The following is a 16,522-nucleotide window of genomic DNA, read 5'->3' as shown; positions in this document are numbered from 1 at the left end:
CAGGCCTTAGTTGGCCCGGAACGTCTTATTGGCAACGCCCCACTCTTTTTCACCGTAGGGAACCACCTTGCCGTTGACCTTGATTTCCACATCCCGGATACTGCCCAGGTTCAGGGAAACTTCCTTATCCCCCTTGTAGGTACGGGTAGAGCCCGCAGGAATGGTGGCAGCTTCTACCACTTTTCCGTCCACATGGGTCTGGGTCCAAACCGGCTTCTTATAGGTGATTTCAACCGTTACCTTATTGCCCAAGCCCAGGGTTTTCTGGGTGGGTTTGGGTTCTTCTTTCTTTTCTTCCTTTTTCGGTTCTTCCTGCTTGGCTTCCGGTGCCTTCTGGGTGGAATGGTCGGATTTAACCCCATCCGTCAGGTTGGTGGCAGGCTGCAGGTCCGGCGTGGTTTTCCCGCCGAAAATAAAGTAGGCCATAACCATAGCAAAAATGGCCAGGCATACCCCAAAGACCGTAGCAAAGACCTTAAAACTGAAACCAGGGCCCCGGGAAGGTTCTTCGGCTACTACGCCGCCGTCCTCCTCCGGTACGGTTTCATACAGATTTTCATCAATAAATTCCCGGATTTTGTCCATCATCAGGTGGAACTTATCCTGGATTGCCGCCCAAACGGCTGCCGCCTTGACCTGGGCCTTGCCCAAAGCGTCCGAGGCAGAGCTAGGATCACTGGGGCTGCTGACCGCTGCTTCTTCGCTGGCAGTACCGGCGGTGGCGTCTATAGCTGCTGCTTCAGCGACTTTTGTGCCTGCTGCACCAGCTTCAGTACTGGCAGCAGCGCCTGCTGCGGTACCCATTGCCGCACCTGCCAGGGCAGTAGTACCCGCAGCCGTTTCCTTCTGCTGGTCAGCCTCAGCCTCCGGTTTTGCTTCAGCAGGCTCCTCCGCCGCAGCAGGTTCTGCCGCCTTTTTGGCAGCTTCTTCCTGGGCAGCGGCTTCCTTGTCCGCCTTAATGGCTTCTTCCAGCTCTACCGCTGCAATAGCCCCCAGGCCAGCACCGGCTTCCGCCGGCTTAGCGGTTTTTACGTCCGTTTCCGGACTAGTTTCCTCTGCCGGGTTTTCCACCGCCGGAGCGGCAGCCGTTTCCTTTGCGGGTTCAGCCGCCTTCACAGGCTGATTTTTCCGCAGGGGGAACATATCCCGGGAAATCACAATGGTATCGGAAGAACGGGGCAGCTCCGGCTTGACCGGAATCTCCACCTTTTCTTCCTCCCCCATCACCAGTTTGGGATCCAGCCCCAGCCGGTAGGCCTCTACAATCCGGTTGCCATCCAGGCCCAGATAATTCCCATAGTTGCGCAAAAAGCCGCGGATAAATACATCTCCGGGAATCTTGTTGAATTCCCCTTCTTCCAAAGCGGACAAATAGGGTTCCCGGATGCCGGTATGTTCGGCAATATCCTCCAAGGAGAGTTTTTTCTCTTCTCTTTTTTGCCTTAAGTAGGCTCCAATTTTGCTTTTCATAATAGGTTGGCCTCTTTCTTAGACGTTTTGGTAAAGAATCTTTCTTCGATTGCCGTCGGACTCATAATGAGCGCTCTCGGCTTGCTGCCATCCGCCGGACCAACAATGCCCTTTTCTTCCATGGCATCTACCAGCCGTGCCGCCCGGGTATACCCGATGCGGAACTTCCGCTGGAGCATGGAGGACGAAGCCTGATGGGTGGACATAACCAGCCGCACAGCATCTTCAAACAGTTCATCTTCAGCATCTTCATCACCGGAATTACCGGCGTTCTTTTTATCTCCAGCCAATTCCTGGGTAGTTACTTCCTGCGCAAAGGCAGGCGGAATGGCTTGGGCTTTGATAAAGTCGACGATGCGGTTCAGCTCATCATCCGTAATAAAGGCTCCCTGTACCCGGAGAGGCTTGTTGGCCCCTGTAGGGAAGAACAGCATATCCCCCCGGCCCAGCAGCTTTTCAGCCCCGCTGGCGTCCAGGATGGTACGGCTGTCGATTTGGGAGGAAACCGCAAAGGCAATCCGGGAAGGAATATTGGCCTTGATGGTACCGGTCAGCACGTCCACGGAAGGTCTCTGGGTGGCCAGGATCAGATGGATGCCTGCCGCCCGGGCCTTTTGGGCCAGACGCAAAATGGCATCTTCCACATCCACCGCTGCCACCATCATCAGATCGGACAACTCGTCAATGATAATTACAATAAAAGGAAGCTTCTCCCCAGGTTCTGCAATGGCATTGTAGTCATCGATTTTCCGGACCTGGGTTTTGGCAAACAGACTGTAGCGCCGTTCCATTTCCACCACCGCCCAGTGCAGGGCAGAAGCGGCCTGCTTAGGACCGGTCACCACAGGGGTAAGCAAATGGGGAATCCCGTTGTAGTTGGTCAGTTCCACTACCTTGGGATCCACCAGGATCAGTTTAACTTCTTCGGGCTTGCACCGATACAGCAGCCCGGCAATAATGGTGTTGATGCAGACGGATTTACCAGAACCCGTAGAGCCTGCAATCAGCAGGTGGGGCATACGGCTCAGGTCCGCCACCACCACGTGGCCGGAAATATCCTTACCCAGTCCAATGCACAGCTTACCCTTGGCGTTTTTCACCTCGGGACAGTCCACAATGGACCGGAAGGTTACCGGTTCCACCGTCTGGGAGGGGACTTCAATACCGATAGCGGCCTTCCCGGGAATGGGTTCAATCCGGATGCTGGACACAGCCAGCTTCAGGGCAATATCGTCCGCCAGGTTCTGAATCTTGGTGACCTTCACCCCGGGGGCCGGTTCCAGTTCATACCGGGTGACCGAAGGTCCCTTGGTCACGTTCACCAGGGCGGCATTCACCCCAAAGTCGTGGAGCGTCTGCTCAATGGTCCCACCCTGGGTCTCGATTTCCTGCTGGAAATTCCGCTTGTTCACGGGCTTTTCCTTGTTCAGCAAATCCAGGGGCGGGAAGGTGTAGTTGCTTTCTTCCCCGCTGTCCCCGTCCTTTTCCGGCACCGTAAACTCGCCGGAGTCTTCCGGTTCGCCGCCAAAGGGTTCAGAAGCCTGCGCAAAAGCCGGTTCCGGCAAAGGGGACGCAGCCACCTGCTCCCTCTGGAACTTCAGGAGAGGACCGCTGCTGGCCTTTTTCAGCCGTTCAGCAAAGGTCAGTTTGGGCTCCTCCGCAGGTTTTTCTTCCTGGCGTCCCGGGAACAGAGGCAGTTCTTTCCCGTCCTCTTCCTGGTTATAGAAAGAAGAATGCTTGTTTTCCCGGCGCCGTTCCCGCATTTCCTCCCATTTCTGGGCGGCAGTTTCGGCTCCTTCGGCAGCCATGGTGCCCGCCGTTTTTAGCGGCTTGCTCAGGGAGAACTTCCCGGTGAGGACCAAAGCCGTCAGGGCACTGGCACTCAAGAGAATCACCGTACCCACCCGGCCCAATATTTTCGTAAAAACAAACACGATGGCGCCTCCCAAGAGGCCGCCACCGGTCATAAGATACTCAGGAATCAGTTCCGAGCCCTCCGGTGTGTGGTACACATGCCATAGGGATAGGATAGAAATAAGAAACAGCAGAAGGGTGAAGAATTTCCGGGAAAACCGCAGGTGTTCATGGTTGATGATAAACGCCAGGCCCATAACACCCACATACAGGGGGAAAAGGAAGCTGCCCACACCCAGGGCATATACCAGGACCTTCAGCAGATAAGCCCCCAGGCTGCCGATATTCAGACCTGCCAGCCCCGCCGCCAAAAAGACGGCAAAGGCTGCCAGCAGAATCCCCAGCACTTCCCGATTGATGGTAAAATCAAATTTCGTTTGTTTTTTTCTCCCGTGTTTTCCTTTATTCTCCACGCTTCTACCTTCCTGAAGATTTGTTTTGAATTAGTTAAGACTTAGATTTCCATAATCAAAGGCAGGATCATCGGACGTCTTCTGGTCTTTTCGAACAGATACTTGCCCAAGGAATCCCGTACCGCCGATTTCAGGGCGGACCATTCGGTGATGTTGTTTTCCCGGCACTTGTCCAGGGTACTCAGCACTCTGTCCCGTGCGCCTTCCATCAGTTCCTCAGATTCCCGTACATACACAAAGCCTCTGGAAACAATATCCGGGCCGGCAGCAATCCGGTAGTTGCTGTGGTCAATGGTAACCACCACAATCAGGATGCCGTCCTGGGACAGCTGGCGGCGGTCACGGAGAACCACGTTGCCTACGTCACCTACACCCAGACCATCAATCAATACCTTGCCGGCAGTTACCTTCCCGCTGATTCCGATGGAATTGGGGGTTACGTCAACTACGGAGCCGTTTTCGGCAATGACGATGTTTTCCTTAGGCATACCCAGCTGCATGGCCAGTTTCTTATGCTTTACCAGATGGCGGTATTCGCCATGGACGGGCATAAAGAACTTGGGCCGGATCAGCCGGTGCATCAATTTGATTTCTTCCTGGCTGGCGTGGCCGGACACGTGAATGCCCTGCTCCTTGCCATAAACCACCTCAGCACCCTGTTTGTACAGGTTGTCGATGGTCCGGGCTACGCCCTTTTCGTTGCCGGGAATAGGCGTTGCGGAAATGATGACCGTATCCCCCGGCATAATGGAGACTTTCCGGTGGTCGCTGTTGCTCATCCGGGTCAGGGCACTCATCGGTTCACCCTGACTGCCCGTGGTGATAATAGCAATCTGACGGGGAGCGTAGTTTTTCGCTTCGTCAATGTCGATCAGCACGCCGGCCGGTACGTTTAGATATCCCATTTCAATGGAGATATTCACTACGTTGACCATGCTGCGGCCGATTACAGCGACTTTCCGGCGGGTCATGACAGCTGCGTCAACGACCTGCTGGATCCGGTGTACGTTGGAAGAGAAGGTGGCAACAATGACCCGGTTCTTGGCCAGTCTGAACTGTTCATCCAGGGTCTTGCCCACGCTTTTTTCGCTGGGCGTATAGCCCGTGCGTTCAATATTGGTGGAATCGGACAGCAGCAGCAGTACGCCCTTATTGCCGATTTCCGCCAGTTTTGCATAGTCAGCCACCTGACCGTCCACAGGGGTCTGGTCGAACTTGTAGTCGCCAGTGTGAACAATCACGCCGATAGGCGTATGAATGGCCAGACATACGGCATCAGGAATACTGTGGTTTACCCGGATGAATTCCACCCGGAAGGCGCCGGCCCGTACGGAGTTGCCCGGCTTTACCACCTTGCATTTGCTGTCGCTGACACCATTTTCCTTCAGACGGCCGGCCAGGATTCCCAGGGTCAGGGGAGTTCCGTAGACGGGCACGCTGAAGTCCTTCATAATATACGGCAGAGCGCCGATGTGATCTTCGTGACCGTGGGTCAGGAAAATGGCCTTGAACTTGTCCTTGTTTTCCTGCAGGTAAGTGGTATCGGGAATTACCAGATCAATGCCCAGCATATCGTCATCGGGGAATGCCAAACCAGCATCCACCAAAATCATATCATTGCCGTACTGAAATGCGGTCATATTCTTGCCAATCTCTCCCAGACCGCCCAAGGGGATAATGCTTAACTTCTTTTGTTGTCCTTTATTCAAAAAGACACCTCCTTATTTATTTTACATATAGAAATACTGGAGTATATTTTCGTCCATACTCCAACAAACGAAACTATTTGATTCTCTTCCCGTATTCCCTACGATTCCGAACATTTGGCCCTTTTTCGAAACCGATAGGTCTAGTCTCTTGTTGTTCATTATACAGTGTTGGAGCCCGTTTTGCAAATTACTTTTCCTGAACGTTGGATTATTGTTTGGCTTCGGTTTCCGTCAGGAACTGCTCTGCTCCCGGTGTCAGGGGAATTTCCGTATTCTGTAAAATATTTTCTAGGGACCGTTCCGGCAGATACGGGAACTGCTGGCGCAGCTCATTCCAGTGGTCGTACAGGGTTTCCGCCAATTTGTGGGCGTTTTCCTTGCTGGTACCATCGGTGGTCACCAAAAGGCATTCCACCGCCACCGTAGGACAGGCTTCTGTCTGGTTAGCGTACGTTCCCGCAGGAATCACCAGTTCCTGATAAAAATCGTACTTCCGCAACAATTCTTCTGCGGCCTGGCCCGCTATCGGTACAAATACCAGCCGCCGCTGCCGGGACAATTCCTGAAGGGCCGGCGTAGGCAGCACCGACGTAACAAACGCCGCATCTACCGTGCCTTCCTTCAGCGCCCGCAGGGTATCCGCTACAGATAGATATTGGATATTCAGGTCATCATAGGTAATGCCTGCAGCAGCCAGTACCTGTTGGGCGTTGCTTTCCATGCCGGAGCCAGCTGCTCCTACGGACACCGTTTTCCCCTTCAGGTCGGACAGTTTGCGGATTCCCGTCACATCGTAGGTGATAATCTGCACCGGCTCCACAAACAGGGTGCCGATGGCCTGGAGATTGCTCATTTTCCGGTTCTGGTAGGATTCCGTCCCGGTATGGGCCCCGTAGGCCGCATCACCCTGCACCAGGGCCAGCTCTGCCCGTTTCTGCCGCAGCAGCTCAATATTGGCTGCAGAACCATTGGTTTCTACAGTCTTAACGGCAGCGCCCTTCATGTTCTGGTTCAGCAGGGGCGTCAAAACATCCCCCAGCCCCGCATAGGCACCGCCGCTTTGGCCGGTGGCCAGACGCATGGTCTTGTTCTGCATTTTATCCCTGCTCTGGCTGCTGCCGGCACAGCCGCCTAAAAGCAGCAGGCACAGCAAGAGACAAAATACGCTAAACTTTTTCATGGGTCCAAACCTCCGGATTCCTTCATTCAATTAGTAGCTGATTATTTGCCGTACTGGCGTTGAAAATAGGCCATGGTTTTGGCCAGGCCCTGTTCAAGAGGGGTAAACTCCGTCATGTTGAGTTTTTCTACAATGGCCTGGTGGGACAATACGGAAGCATAAATATCTCCCGGCCGTACGGGTCCGTAGTTTACCTGGAGCTTCTTGCCGGTAACCTTTTCCAGGGCTGCAATCAACTGGTTCAGGCTGACCTCCTGGTTGGTGGAAACGTTAAAGGTACCAGAGCCTTCATAGCCCACTCCCAGTACAATGGCCCGGGCAATATCCCCGGCGTACACAAAGTCCCGGGTCTGGTTCCCGTCCCCAAAAATGGAAACCGCTTCCTGTTTGGCAATCTTTTGGGCGAAGATGCTGATGACGCCGCCTTCGCCAGTTTCACCCTGCCGCTCCCCGTATACATTGGCAAAGCGGAAGATGATGCCTTTGAGGCCAAAAGCCTTTTCGTACAGCCGGATGTACTGCTCCCCAGCCGCCTTGGTGAGCCCATAGAAGGACGTGGGAGCCGGAGCTTCCGTTTCCTTCAGGGGCAGGTTCTGGTTATCCCCGTAAATGGCTGCGCTGGAGGAGAAAATAATCTTCTTCACGCCGCTTTTCCGGCAGCCTTCCAAAAGATGCACCATCCCGGAAATATTAATGGCTTCGTCCAGATCCGGATGGGCCATGGAAAAGGGCACCATGGTCTGGGCCGCCAGATGGATTACCACATCAAACTGCTGTTTCTGGAGAAAGGCTTCAAGTTCTGGGCTGCGGATGTCCAGGACTTCCAAGGGCACGGCAGCGGGAACGTTTTCCTTTTTACCAGTGGACAGATTGTCCAGCACGCATACCTTTTCATACCCCTGCTTCAGCAGCAAGGCAACCACATGGGAGCCAATAAACCCTGCTCCGCCAGTAACCAGAATATTTGTCATGAATCCAGGTTCCTCCTATTGCGAATTTGCGTCAAAATATCCACGCCGAAGTAACGGATGGTGAGCACAGCCCCAATGCTGAAGGGAATGTATTCACAGAAGAAACGCCACAGTACGGCCAGCACCCCGGAGACGCCCGGAGGCAAAATGGGATTAAACAGTACCAAAAAGCCGCCTTCTGCCACGCCGGAACCCCCAGGAGTAGGCGTAAAGTACAGAATCAGGTTGATCAGGCACATCCGGCCCATAATTACGGACAGAGGAATGTGAATGCCAAAGGCCCGGATGAACACCGGTACTACGGAATAAATGAACAGCAAACTCAGACCAGACTCAATAAAGGCCCGGAAAACCTGGAGCGGATGCTGCTGCATCATGAAAATAGCCTGTTGGAAATCCCGGTAGCCCAGGAAAATTGCTTCCTGCACCCGGGTTGAAAACCGTTTGGAGAAACGCACCAGCCAGTGCTCAATCTTGCCCGTTACCACCAGATGCCACAAAAGCCCAGGAGTCAGGATAAAGAACGCACAGACCAGGGCAATTACACTGTTGGGCATCCAGCCAACCAGTTCCGGGTCCAAATAAAACACAATAGGGACCATCAGAAACAGGAACAAAATGGACATTACCGTACGCACAATGATAATCAGCGTGGACTTGGCCACGGGAACCCCAGCCCGTTTCATAAACAGCAGCATGGCAATCCCGCCGCCCCCCTGGCCAGGAGTCAACAGGGCCAGGAAATAGTTGGCGAATACAGCATTGTACACATGGGTATAATCCATTTTCTCGCCCGAAATCTTGGTCAGCGTAATCAGCCGGCTGGCATCGAAGAACAGGCCGATGGACAGGACCAACAAAGCAAGAATGGCATAATAAAATTTAAAGGTGGAAAGATACCGCAGCGCCGAAACATCAAAAGTAAAGTAGATAACCCCAGCCGAAACCAGGACCACTACCACAAACAGAATGCACAGCACGCGAAAAACAGTTTTATTCATTGTACGAAAACCTGCCATTATCTGTATTTAGGGGAAATCCCCTATTTTTGTCATGTTCATTGATTCATCTCTTTATTATACCATAGCTATAGCAGCCAAATGAGAAACAATCGTAAATTTGTTGTCACAACGGAAAATATTTCTATATTTCCGGCAAATATCAAAAGGACGCCCAGCTGTTTGCACACACTTGGCCTCTTTTCTCTTCTCGTTTGCAGGGCATCAAACCTTCCCCACGTCTATTTTCCCAGCACTTCCTTGGCATTGGCAAAATGCAGCTTGGCAAATTCTCCCAGCCGCTCTGCCCCAAACTTTTCCAGCAGTTTCTTTCCCGCTCTGGTAGCCTGGGCACCGCCGCCCTTGGGCAGGGCAAAGCCCGCCGCTTCCGACAGCTGCTGCATCACCTGGACAAACTGGTCCCGGGCCAAAATGGACGCCGCAGCCACCGCCATGTCCTGCTCTCCCCTGGGCTGCTGATACACCGTCAGTCCCGGGAACGCCCCTTCCAGGTCCCGGGTAATGGTATTAACCCGGGTGAACTGGTCCACCAGGGCGAAATGACAGTCCGGGCACTCCTTGAGCACCTTGGCCAGTGCCGTCACGTGCCCGTGGGCCAGCAAATGGTTCAGATTCTGCTTTTGGGCTTTCAACTCTGCATACCGCTGGTTATAGAACTTGGGCCGCAGGGTCAGTACAGAGTACCCTGCCGCATGCTCCCGGATTTTTTCTGCCAGCGTGTGGATTTTGTCGTCCGTCAGGGTCTTGCTGTCCCGAATCCCCCACTCCAGAAACTGCCTGGCGGTTTCTTCCCGCACAGCCACAGCCGCCACTACTAAAGGGCCCAAAAAATCCCCCTTGCCCGACTCGTCGCTGCCGGCCCAATAGCCATCAAAGCCCGGCTTGCCAGCCAGGAGGGTCAGGGTTTCTTCCCGCAGACCGCCCAGTACCGCTTCTTTTGTAGTAGAGCCAACGCTTTTGGGCGTCACCGCATACCCCGACAGGCAGTCCTCACAAACCTGCCGCAGAGGGGACTCCTTGCCGCCCCAGACGATTTTGAGCCCTTTCTTTCCATTATAAAAAGCTACGGTGACAGCCACGCCTTCCTGCTCTATGCGCAGCTGCTGACCGTAGTTGATTTCCTTCTGCTGGACAGGCTCAGCCGTTACCTGCTGCAGTTTTTTCTTCTTGTCTGCCACATAACGGGCAAATTCTTCCGGTGCCATGCACACTCTCCTTATCTGCCCGGTTCCAGGCTTACGGCACAGCCTCGGTCTCCACCTCAATAACAGGTTCCAGATCATCCTCCGCCGCAGGCTTTTCACTATTTTCCGGGTTATCTTCCGGCCGCACCGTCAGGCTGCGCACGGAAACATCAATATTTTTTACCGGCATGGAGGTCATACCCTCCACTTTCAGCTTAATCTTATTCTGCAAGGTTTTCACCACTTCAAAAAGCGGCGCACCAAAGAACAGAATCAGTTCCAAATAGATGGTCATGCCCTTGCTGGTATCCGAAGGGCGGCGCACCTTAATAGACGTGATTCGGTCCACATCTCTGTTCTTTTTTACCACAATCTTCACAATGTCGATGACCACATAGTCCGACACGGAAATCTTCCCATAGTAGCTGAAGGCCGGACGCACAATGGACTTCTCTGCCAAATGGGGCTTATTGCTTTTGTTCCGGTTGAACAATCGGTGGGGCAAATCCACCAGTACCCCGGACAAATGGGGCTTGAGCTCAATGGTGGGCACAGGCACAATGTGCTTGCCCTCCTTCAGGCGCATTTCCCGGGCCTTTTTCATTTCCCGGCCTGTGGCAATGTCTTGGATATACACGTACTCCGCCGGTGCCGGAATAGCCAGACGCTTGCAGATGGTCCGCACCATCTTGTCCGAAGTGCCGATAACCAGCAGCGTATCTATATCGCTGGCCGTCAGGGCGTGTTTTACCTCGTCCCGGTGGTCATCTTCCATAAAGATGGCCCGTTTCACGGCCTGTACCTTATTCTGTTCCGTTTTGGCCGACTTGCCTGCCAAAATCTTGGTGCCTTCAATCAGCAGCCCATCATCGATGATGCCATTGCAGCCATGGTCGTGGGCTACCCCGATGGCCCGGTAGCTTTTCCCGGTACCGCTGGGGCCTACAAACGCAATCACTTTCATTTGCCGCACCCGCTTTATTTTAGTGGTTTTTGGCGTTAATTACGCCAGCAATATTTTCGTACTGAATGGGGAATTCTCCCAAACGATTGGGGAACCGGTCAGGATTCCCGTGCAGATCGCTGCCGCCGCTGGGCAAAAGACCCTGCTCCTTGGCAATGGACAGCCAATCGTGCTTTACCCGTTCCTTCAGGGTAGAAGGGTGCCAGACTTCCATCCCGTCAAAGGGCACTTCCGAAAGCAGCTGGAGCACCAGCTTCACATTCTTGATTTCCGCCGGATGGGCCAGCACTGCAATGCCCCCCGCTTCGTGAATCAGCTGTACAGCTTCCTTGGGGCTCATTTTCACCTGGCGGCAGTAGGCCGGCTTTCCCTCGGCAATCAGCGCATCAAACACCGCGCCCACCGTGGGAAACAGCCCTTTCTTGACCAGCACCCTGGCAATATGCGGCCGGCCCAGGCTCTTGGAGCCGGCAGCCTCGTCCCGCACCTCCGACAGGGTCAGGGGATAGCCCAGACTGTTGATTTTGTCTATGATCCGGCTGACCCGGTCAATCCGCCCCACCCGGTTCCAGGCCATGGCCTGAAGCAGAGGCTTATAGTCCGGGCGAAAATGGTAGCCCAGCACATGGACGTCCCGTCCATAATAATTGGTATCTATCTCCACTCCCCGGAGCAGTTCCAAGGTATAGCCTTTTTCCTGGATATAGGAATTAGCCGGCCCAAACGCCTGGATATTGTCATGGTCCGTAATGGCAATGGTGTGCATTCCTGTTTCCACCGCCTGGTCCACAATCTCCTGGGGGGTATAAATTCCGTCTGAAAACGTTGTATGAATATGCAAATCAGCTAGCATAATAATTCTCCTCTTTGATTATGCCTCTATTATACCAGTTTGCAGCCGAAAAAGGTACCGTGGGAGCGGAAGACCTCCCTGCTCCATAAAGTACGGCCAGGCCCTATTCACGAAAAAAGCTTCAGGCAGCACGCTGCTTGAAGCTTTTTTCTGCATCCGAACCTTTTCCACACTTCCGTTCAGGACCCTTGCTAAGTCCGGGAACGGCCAAACTCCACCAGGAGGGCGATGCCCATCAGGCCTGCTGCGGCCATGGTCATCAGCGACCCGGTGATAAAACTCCGGTACAGGGCAAAGAAGAACACGATCAGCAAGGCTTTGCGAAAATCTAGCTGTAACAAATGTTTCATAAATTTTAGTCTCCTCTTTTAGCCAATGCATCCGATATCTTTTCTGTAACCATTTTCCTCTAAAAATGTCCGCTTGTCAAGAGTCCAATTACACGGTTTGCACGCCCAAAAGACCTGCCAGGGTTTCCCCCAGCAGGTCCGGGTACTGCATGTGGTTTTGGTCAAACGCAAACTTATGTGGTGCAGCCCTTGCTGTTACAGCAGGCCACTTTCTTTCCAGGCAGCCGTTACCTTGGCCCGTTCTGCGTCCGTCATCGGGCACAGGGGCAGGCGGTACGGACCGGCATTAAAGGGAGTCATTTTGGTAACCGCTTCCTTGATGGGAATGGGGTTGCTTACCAGGAACATGGATCTGGCCTGGGGAATCATCTTGGCATTCAAATCCCGGGCCTTTTGTACTTCGCCCTTTTCGTAGCTGGTCATCAGGTCCTGGAGCAGTTCTCCGCCTACGTTGCTGAGTACGGAGATGAGGCCCACAGCCCCTACGCTCATCAGCGGCAGGATTAAACCGTCATCACCGCTGTAGATGGAGAAATCTTCCGGAGCAATACGGTACAGTTCTGCCACCTGGCTGACATTGCCGGAAGCTTCCTTTACTGCCACAATGTTGGAGCATTCCCGGGCCAACCGGTTGATGGTCTCCGGCAGAATGTTGGTGCCGGTACGGCCGGGCACGTTGTAGATGATAATCGGCAGTTTGGTATGCTCTGCAATGGTCTTAAAATGCTGGTAAAAACCTTCCTGGGACGGTTTGTTGTAGTACGGTCCCACCACCAGCACCCCATCGGCGCCTACTTTTTCTGCCAGTTCGTTCATCTTCAGCACATCAGCCGTGTTGTTGGAGCCGGTGCCTACGATTACCGGAGCTTTATGGTTAATCTTGGCAATTACTTTGGTAAACAGTTCTTCCTTTTCTTCCACGGTCATGGTAGGGGCTTCGCCGCTGGTCCCAGAAACCAGGATTGCGTCAGAGCCATGTTCCACCAGCCAGGCAGCAAAGTCCGCTGTGCCGTCAGCATTCAGGGAGCCGTCTTCGTGAAAGAAGGTTACCATGGCCGTCATCAAACGACCAAAGTAGGGTTTTGTTCTAGTCATTCCGCTTCACCTTCCCGAGATTTAAAAGCCTTGTGCAGCGCATTCACAGCAGCATCCACTTGGTCGTCCTTGACAATGGCAGAAATGAGATTGTCAGAATCAGTGGTTTGCAGAATGGGAATCCCTGCATCCGTCAGGGCCAGGATGAACCGGGCCATGATGCCGGGAACCCCGCCCATGTGAGCGCCGACAACCGTTACTTTAGCACAATTTTCGGTTAATGTATAGTTGAAATGCAGGTCATCCAGCACCTTAGCCGCATCTTTGGCTACAGCACTGTAGGTGGCAAACATCAGGGAACTGGGCTGGAGGCTCATGGTGCCGATGCTGACCCCTCTGTGGGCCAGGGTATCGAACAGCTCACTGCCGTTGTGGGTGGCACCCGGTTCCAGTTCTACCTGAAAGAAGGACAGGCCGGTTTTGCTGGCCACGCCGGAAGCATGCTGGCCTTTTACATCGTCCTGCTGCTCCATATCCGGGTTGTTATCTTCTTCCTTGGTAATCAGCGTGCCCGGGGCATCAGAGAACGTGCTCTTGACTACCATGGGCACCCCGTAGCGCATGACGATTTCCACCGCTCTGGGGTGAATTACCTTGGCGCCCTGGTGGGCCATTTCCCGGATTTCATCGTAGGAAATTTGTTTGATAATCTTGGCATCTTTTACTACCCGGGGGTCAGCGGTCATAACGCCGTCCACATCGGTATAGATTTCCACCTTGTCAGCCTTCAGGGCTACCCCGAAAGCGGCTGCAGAGGTATCGCTGCCGCCCCGGCCCAGGGTGGTGATGTTCTTATGGTCTTCGGTTACCCCTTGGAACCCGCAGATAACCGGGATAATGCCCTGCTCAATCAGCTGCAGCAGGTGATCCGGTTCCACCTTACGGATTTTGGCGTTGCCGTATTCGTTATCGGTAATCATGCCTGCCTGGCCGCCAGTCAGGGCTTTGGACTTCAGGCCCGCTTCCTGCAAGGTAGCCGCCATGACTGCGGAGGAAATGATTTCCCCACAAGCCATGAGCAGATCCATTTCGTGATCCTCCGGAGAGGGGTTCACGGATTTCAGCATATTGATCAGCGTATCGGTGGCAAAGGGATCGCCCTTGCGGCCCATGGCAGATACCACTACCACAGGGGAATAGCCATTGCCGATAGCTTCCTTGACTTTGTTCACAACCAGCTCACGGGTGTGAGGAGATGCTACGGACGTTCCTCCGAATTTTTGTACAATGATTTTCATGTCTCTCAGACTCCTCTTTGCTTACAGCCAGCCGTTTTTAACCATGGTCTCTGCAATTTGCAGGGTGTTCAGGGCAGCGCCCTTACGAATCTGGTCCCCTACGCACCAGAAGTTGAAGCTATTGGCAGCGGATTCGTCCCGTCTCAGACGGCCTACATACACATCGTTCAGGCCGGAAGTGTAGAGGGGCATAGGATATACCTGCTGGGAAGGATCGTCCTGCAGCACAACGCCGGGGAAATTGGCCAAAGCCTTGCGGATTTCAGCCAGGTCCACATCGTGTTCCAGTTCCACGTTGACGGATTCGCTGTGGCTTCTGTACACAGGTACCCGAACGGTAGTAGCCGTTACCCGCATTTCCGGATCGGAGAAGATTTTCTTGGTTTCGTTGACCATCTTCATTTCTTCCTTGGTGTACAGGTTATCCAGGAATACGTCGATTTGCGGAATCAGGTTCAGGGCCAGAGGATAATGTTTCGGCATGCCAGCGCTGGGGAAAATATGTGCTTCCATTTCTTTGCCGGCAGCAGCTTCCTGAATCTGGCGTTCCAGTTCGTCCAGGCCGTCTTTGCCGGCGCCGGAAGCAGCCTGGTAGGTGGAAACGATGATCCGTTTGATCCGAGCCAGGTCATAGATGGGTTTCAGGGCCATCACCATGATAATGGTGGAGCAGTTGGGGTTGGCAATGATGCCGTGATGTTTTTGGATGTCCTGGGGGTTTACTTCCGGAACAATCAGAGGCACATCCGGGTCCATCCGATAGGTGCTGGAGTTGTCGATAACCACAGCGCCGGCTTTTACAGCGATAGGAGCAAATTCCTTGCTGATGGAGCCGCCGGCAAACAGAGCCACGTCAATGCCGTTAAAGGAATCAGCCTTGGCTTCTTCCACTTTATAGGTTTTGCCCCGAACGGTCAGTTCCTTGCCAGCAGAGCGGGCAGAAGCCAGCAGCTTCAGGTTGGCAAACGGGAAATCCCGTTCGTTCAGCAGATTGATAAATTCTTGACCTACGGCACCCGTAGCGCCCAAAATTGCCAAATTGTATTGTTTCATGATGTGTACCCCTTTCTATTTCCCTAGCGATTGTTTTTAGATATGTTATAAAATGGCGTCCAGTCCGTAGACAAGACCTTTTTTGTTAACCATGGTACGGCAGCCCAGCATAACCCCCGGCATATAGCATTCCCGGCTGACAGGATCGTTGCGGACCGTCAGGGTTTCGCCCATGCTGCCGAAGATGATTTCCTGGCTGGCCACAAAGCCCGGCAGGCGAACAGAGTGGATTCTCATGCCTTCGTATTCAGCACCTCTGGCATGGGGCAGCTTTTCCGTTTCATCCGGATTGCCCTGGGCTACAAACCCGCCTCTGGCTTCTGCCAATTTCTGGGCCGTCAGTACGGCGGTACCGGAAGGCGCATCCAGTTTTTGGTCGTGGTGCATTTCGATGATTTCCACTTGGGGGAAATACTTGGCCACTTCCGTGGCGATTTTCATCATCAGCACAGCGCCCATTGCAAAGTTGGGGCAAACCAGCACGCCCACATCATTCTTTTTGGCCAGGGCATCCAGTTCGTCCAAGTTTTCCTTGGTAAAACCGGTGGTGCCCACTACAGCGTTCACTTTAGCGTTCAAGATGGTCCGAAGACTATTCATAACTACATCCGGCCGGGTGAAGTCCACCACTACATCAGGTTTGTGGGCGGCCAGGGCAGCTGCCAGATCGGTATCCACCGGCGTGCCTTCCACGGTTTTGCCTTCCCCGAATACATCTACAGCGCCTACCAGTTCCATATCGCTTTGTTTCAGTACCGTTTGGACAACCGTATGACCCATCTTACCCAATGCACCGTTTACCAATACTTTTACCATGAAGCCATCTCTCCTTTTGTCCTAAAAAAATAAGTCATTGAGCGAGCCCAATGACTTATAGAAATAGAAGCGTTCCTTTTGCCAGGAAGCTCTTGTTCATTCCACATCATTGATAGCTCTCCACCCTAAGGCGACAGTCTGCAGATTCTTGATCTGCAGCCCAGCACGGCCATGTACCCACGGTCCTGCTTCGGCGGTTGGCCTTTCATTTTCCTCTTTGGTGTCCCTCAGAAAACTACTGATCGTTTCCGCGCCTCTATCACTTGTAAATTTTATGGTTTTAGTATAGGCAT

At 53.4% G+C, this 16,522-nt stretch carries 14 protein-coding genes and 1 riboswitch; all 14 genes read right to left on the bottom strand.

The genetic code is table 11. The annotated features are described in order from the left end of the window. Nucleotides 1-6 precede the first annotated feature (6 nt). Nucleotides 7-1,470: a helix-turn-helix domain-containing protein gene (locus tag DW089_RS06150; RefSeq protein ID WP_105325496.1), complete on the bottom strand. Its 1,464-nt coding sequence runs from the start codon at nt 1,468-1,470 to the stop codon at nt 7-9. Further along, nucleotides 1,467-3,797 carry a DNA translocase FtsK gene (locus tag DW089_RS06145; protein WP_105325497.1) on the bottom strand — a complete coding sequence of 777 codons (2,331 nt, stop codon included), beginning with the start codon at nt 3,795-3,797 and terminating at the stop codon, nt 1,467-1,469. The genes DW089_RS06150 and DW089_RS06145 overlap by 4 nt, the downstream gene beginning before the upstream one ends. A gap of 41 nt (nt 3,798-3,838) precedes the next feature. Next, entirely contained in the window at nt 3,839-5,506 is a 1,668-nt protein-coding gene (locus tag DW089_RS06140) for a ribonuclease J (protein WP_105325498.1), read from the bottom strand. Nucleotides 5,507-5,714: 208 nt separating this feature from the next. Next, the gene (locus DW089_RS06135) at nt 5,715-6,686 is read right to left on the bottom strand and encodes a TAXI family TRAP transporter solute-binding subunit (RefSeq protein ID WP_105325499.1); all 972 of its coding nucleotides are present in this window, start codon (nt 6,684-6,686) and stop codon (nt 5,715-5,717) included. A gap of 41 nt (nt 6,687-6,727) precedes the next feature. Next, entirely contained in the window at nt 6,728-7,657 is a 930-nt protein-coding gene (locus tag DW089_RS06130) for an NAD-dependent epimerase/dehydratase family protein (RefSeq protein ID WP_105325500.1), read from the bottom strand. Then, the gene (locus tag DW089_RS06125) at nt 7,654-8,658 is read right to left on the bottom strand and encodes a lysylphosphatidylglycerol synthase transmembrane domain-containing protein (protein WP_105325501.1); all 1,005 of its coding nucleotides are present in this window, start codon (nt 8,656-8,658) and stop codon (nt 7,654-7,656) included. The genes DW089_RS06130 and DW089_RS06125 overlap by 4 nt, the downstream gene beginning before the upstream one ends. A 239-nt stretch (nt 8,659-8,897) precedes the next feature. After that, nucleotides 8,898-9,881: a ribonuclease HIII gene (rnhC, locus tag DW089_RS06120; RefSeq protein ID WP_158572330.1), complete on the bottom strand. Its 984-nt coding sequence runs from the start codon at nt 9,879-9,881 to the stop codon at nt 8,898-8,900. Between the two features lie 31 nt (nt 9,882-9,912). After that, a complete protein-coding gene (locus tag DW089_RS06115; protein WP_105325503.1) occupies nt 9,913-10,824 on the bottom strand; it encodes an Asp23/Gls24 family envelope stress response protein in 912 nt (303 codons plus the stop codon). Nucleotides 10,825-10,843: 19 nt separating this feature from the next. Next, nucleotides 10,844-11,677 (bottom strand): PHP domain-containing protein, encoded by an 834-nt coding sequence (locus DW089_RS06110; RefSeq protein WP_118286948.1) that lies wholly within the window; start codon nt 11,675-11,677, stop codon nt 10,844-10,846. Nucleotides 11,678-11,868: 191 nt separating this feature from the next. Continuing rightward, entirely contained in the window at nt 11,869-12,027 is a 159-nt protein-coding gene (locus tag DW089_RS11340; RefSeq protein ID WP_158572329.1) for a hypothetical protein, read from the bottom strand. 195 nt (nt 12,028-12,222) lie between these two features. Continuing rightward, the gene (dapA, locus tag DW089_RS06105; protein ID WP_105325505.1) at nt 12,223-13,122 is read right to left on the bottom strand and encodes a 4-hydroxy-tetrahydrodipicolinate synthase; all 900 of its coding nucleotides are present in this window, start codon (nt 13,120-13,122) and stop codon (nt 12,223-12,225) included. Then, complete coding sequence (gene dapG, locus DW089_RS06100) at nt 13,119-14,360, bottom strand: aspartate kinase (RefSeq protein ID WP_105325506.1); 1,242 nt, start codon at nt 14,358-14,360, stop codon at nt 13,119-13,121. The genes dapA and dapG overlap by 4 nt, the downstream gene beginning before the upstream one ends. Nucleotides 14,361-14,381: 21 nt before the next feature. Continuing rightward, on the bottom strand, nt 14,382-15,413 hold the full coding sequence (locus tag DW089_RS06095; protein WP_105325507.1) for an aspartate-semialdehyde dehydrogenase: 1,032 nt from the start codon (nt 15,411-15,413) through the stop codon (nt 14,382-14,384). Between the two features lie 45 nt (nt 15,414-15,458). Then, on the bottom strand, nt 15,459-16,229 hold the full coding sequence (gene dapB / locus DW089_RS06090) for a 4-hydroxy-tetrahydrodipicolinate reductase (RefSeq protein WP_105325508.1): 771 nt from the start codon (nt 16,227-16,229) through the stop codon (nt 15,459-15,461). Nucleotides 16,230-16,334: 105 nt separating this feature from the next. Beyond that, nucleotides 16,335-16,496: riboswitch (Lysine riboswitch) on the bottom strand. Nucleotides 16,497-16,522: the final 26 nt, after the last annotated feature.

The organism is Acidaminococcus sp. AM05-11 (genome assembly GCF_003472805.1).
In the GTDB taxonomy this organism is placed as follows: Bacteria; Bacillota; Negativicutes; order Acidaminococcales; family Acidaminococcaceae; genus Acidaminococcus; species Acidaminococcus hominis.
The sequence above is the reverse complement of the archived record's forward strand: the minus strand, read 5'-3'. Positions and strand labels throughout refer to the sequence as shown.

Excerpts from the sequence above, each read along its gene's own strand:
- DW089_RS06150 (WP_105325496.1), bottom strand. The coding sequence starts at position 1,470 with ATGAAAAGCAAAATTGGAGCCTACTTAAGGCAAAAAAGAGAAGAGAAA.
- DW089_RS06135 (WP_105325499.1), bottom strand. The coding sequence starts at position 6,686 with ATGAAAAAGTTTAGCGTATTTTGTCTCTTGCTGTGCCTGCTGCTTTTA.
- DW089_RS06130 (WP_105325500.1), bottom strand. The coding sequence starts at position 7,657 with ATGACAAATATTCTGGTTACTGGCGGAGCAGGGTTTATTGGCTCCCAT.
- DW089_RS06125 (WP_105325501.1), bottom strand. The coding sequence starts at position 8,658 with ATGAATAAAACTGTTTTTCGCGTGCTGTGCATTCTGTTTGTGGTAGTG.
- rnhC (WP_158572330.1), bottom strand. The coding sequence starts at position 9,881 with ATGGCACCGGAAGAATTTGCCCGTTATGTGGCAGACAAGAAGAAAAAA.
- DW089_RS06115 (WP_105325503.1), bottom strand. The coding sequence starts at position 10,824 with ATGAAAGTGATTGCGTTTGTAGGCCCCAGCGGTACCGGGAAAAGCTAC.
- DW089_RS06110 (WP_118286948.1), bottom strand. The coding sequence starts at position 11,677 with ATGCTAGCTGATTTGCATATTCATACAACGTTTTCAGACGGAATTTAT.
- DW089_RS11340 (WP_158572329.1), bottom strand. The coding sequence starts at position 12,027 with ATGAAACATTTGTTACAGCTAGATTTTCGCAAAGCCTTGCTGATCGTG.
- dapA (WP_105325505.1), bottom strand. The coding sequence starts at position 13,122 with ATGACTAGAACAAAACCCTACTTTGGTCGTTTGATGACGGCCATGGTA.
- dapG (WP_105325506.1), bottom strand. The coding sequence starts at position 14,360 with ATGAAAATCATTGTACAAAAATTCGGAGGAACGTCCGTAGCATCTCCT.
- DW089_RS06095 (WP_105325507.1), bottom strand. The coding sequence starts at position 15,413 with ATGAAACAATACAATTTGGCAATTTTGGGCGCTACGGGTGCCGTAGGT.
- dapB (WP_105325508.1), bottom strand. The coding sequence starts at position 16,229 with ATGGTAAAAGTATTGGTAAACGGTGCATTGGGTAAGATGGGTCATACG.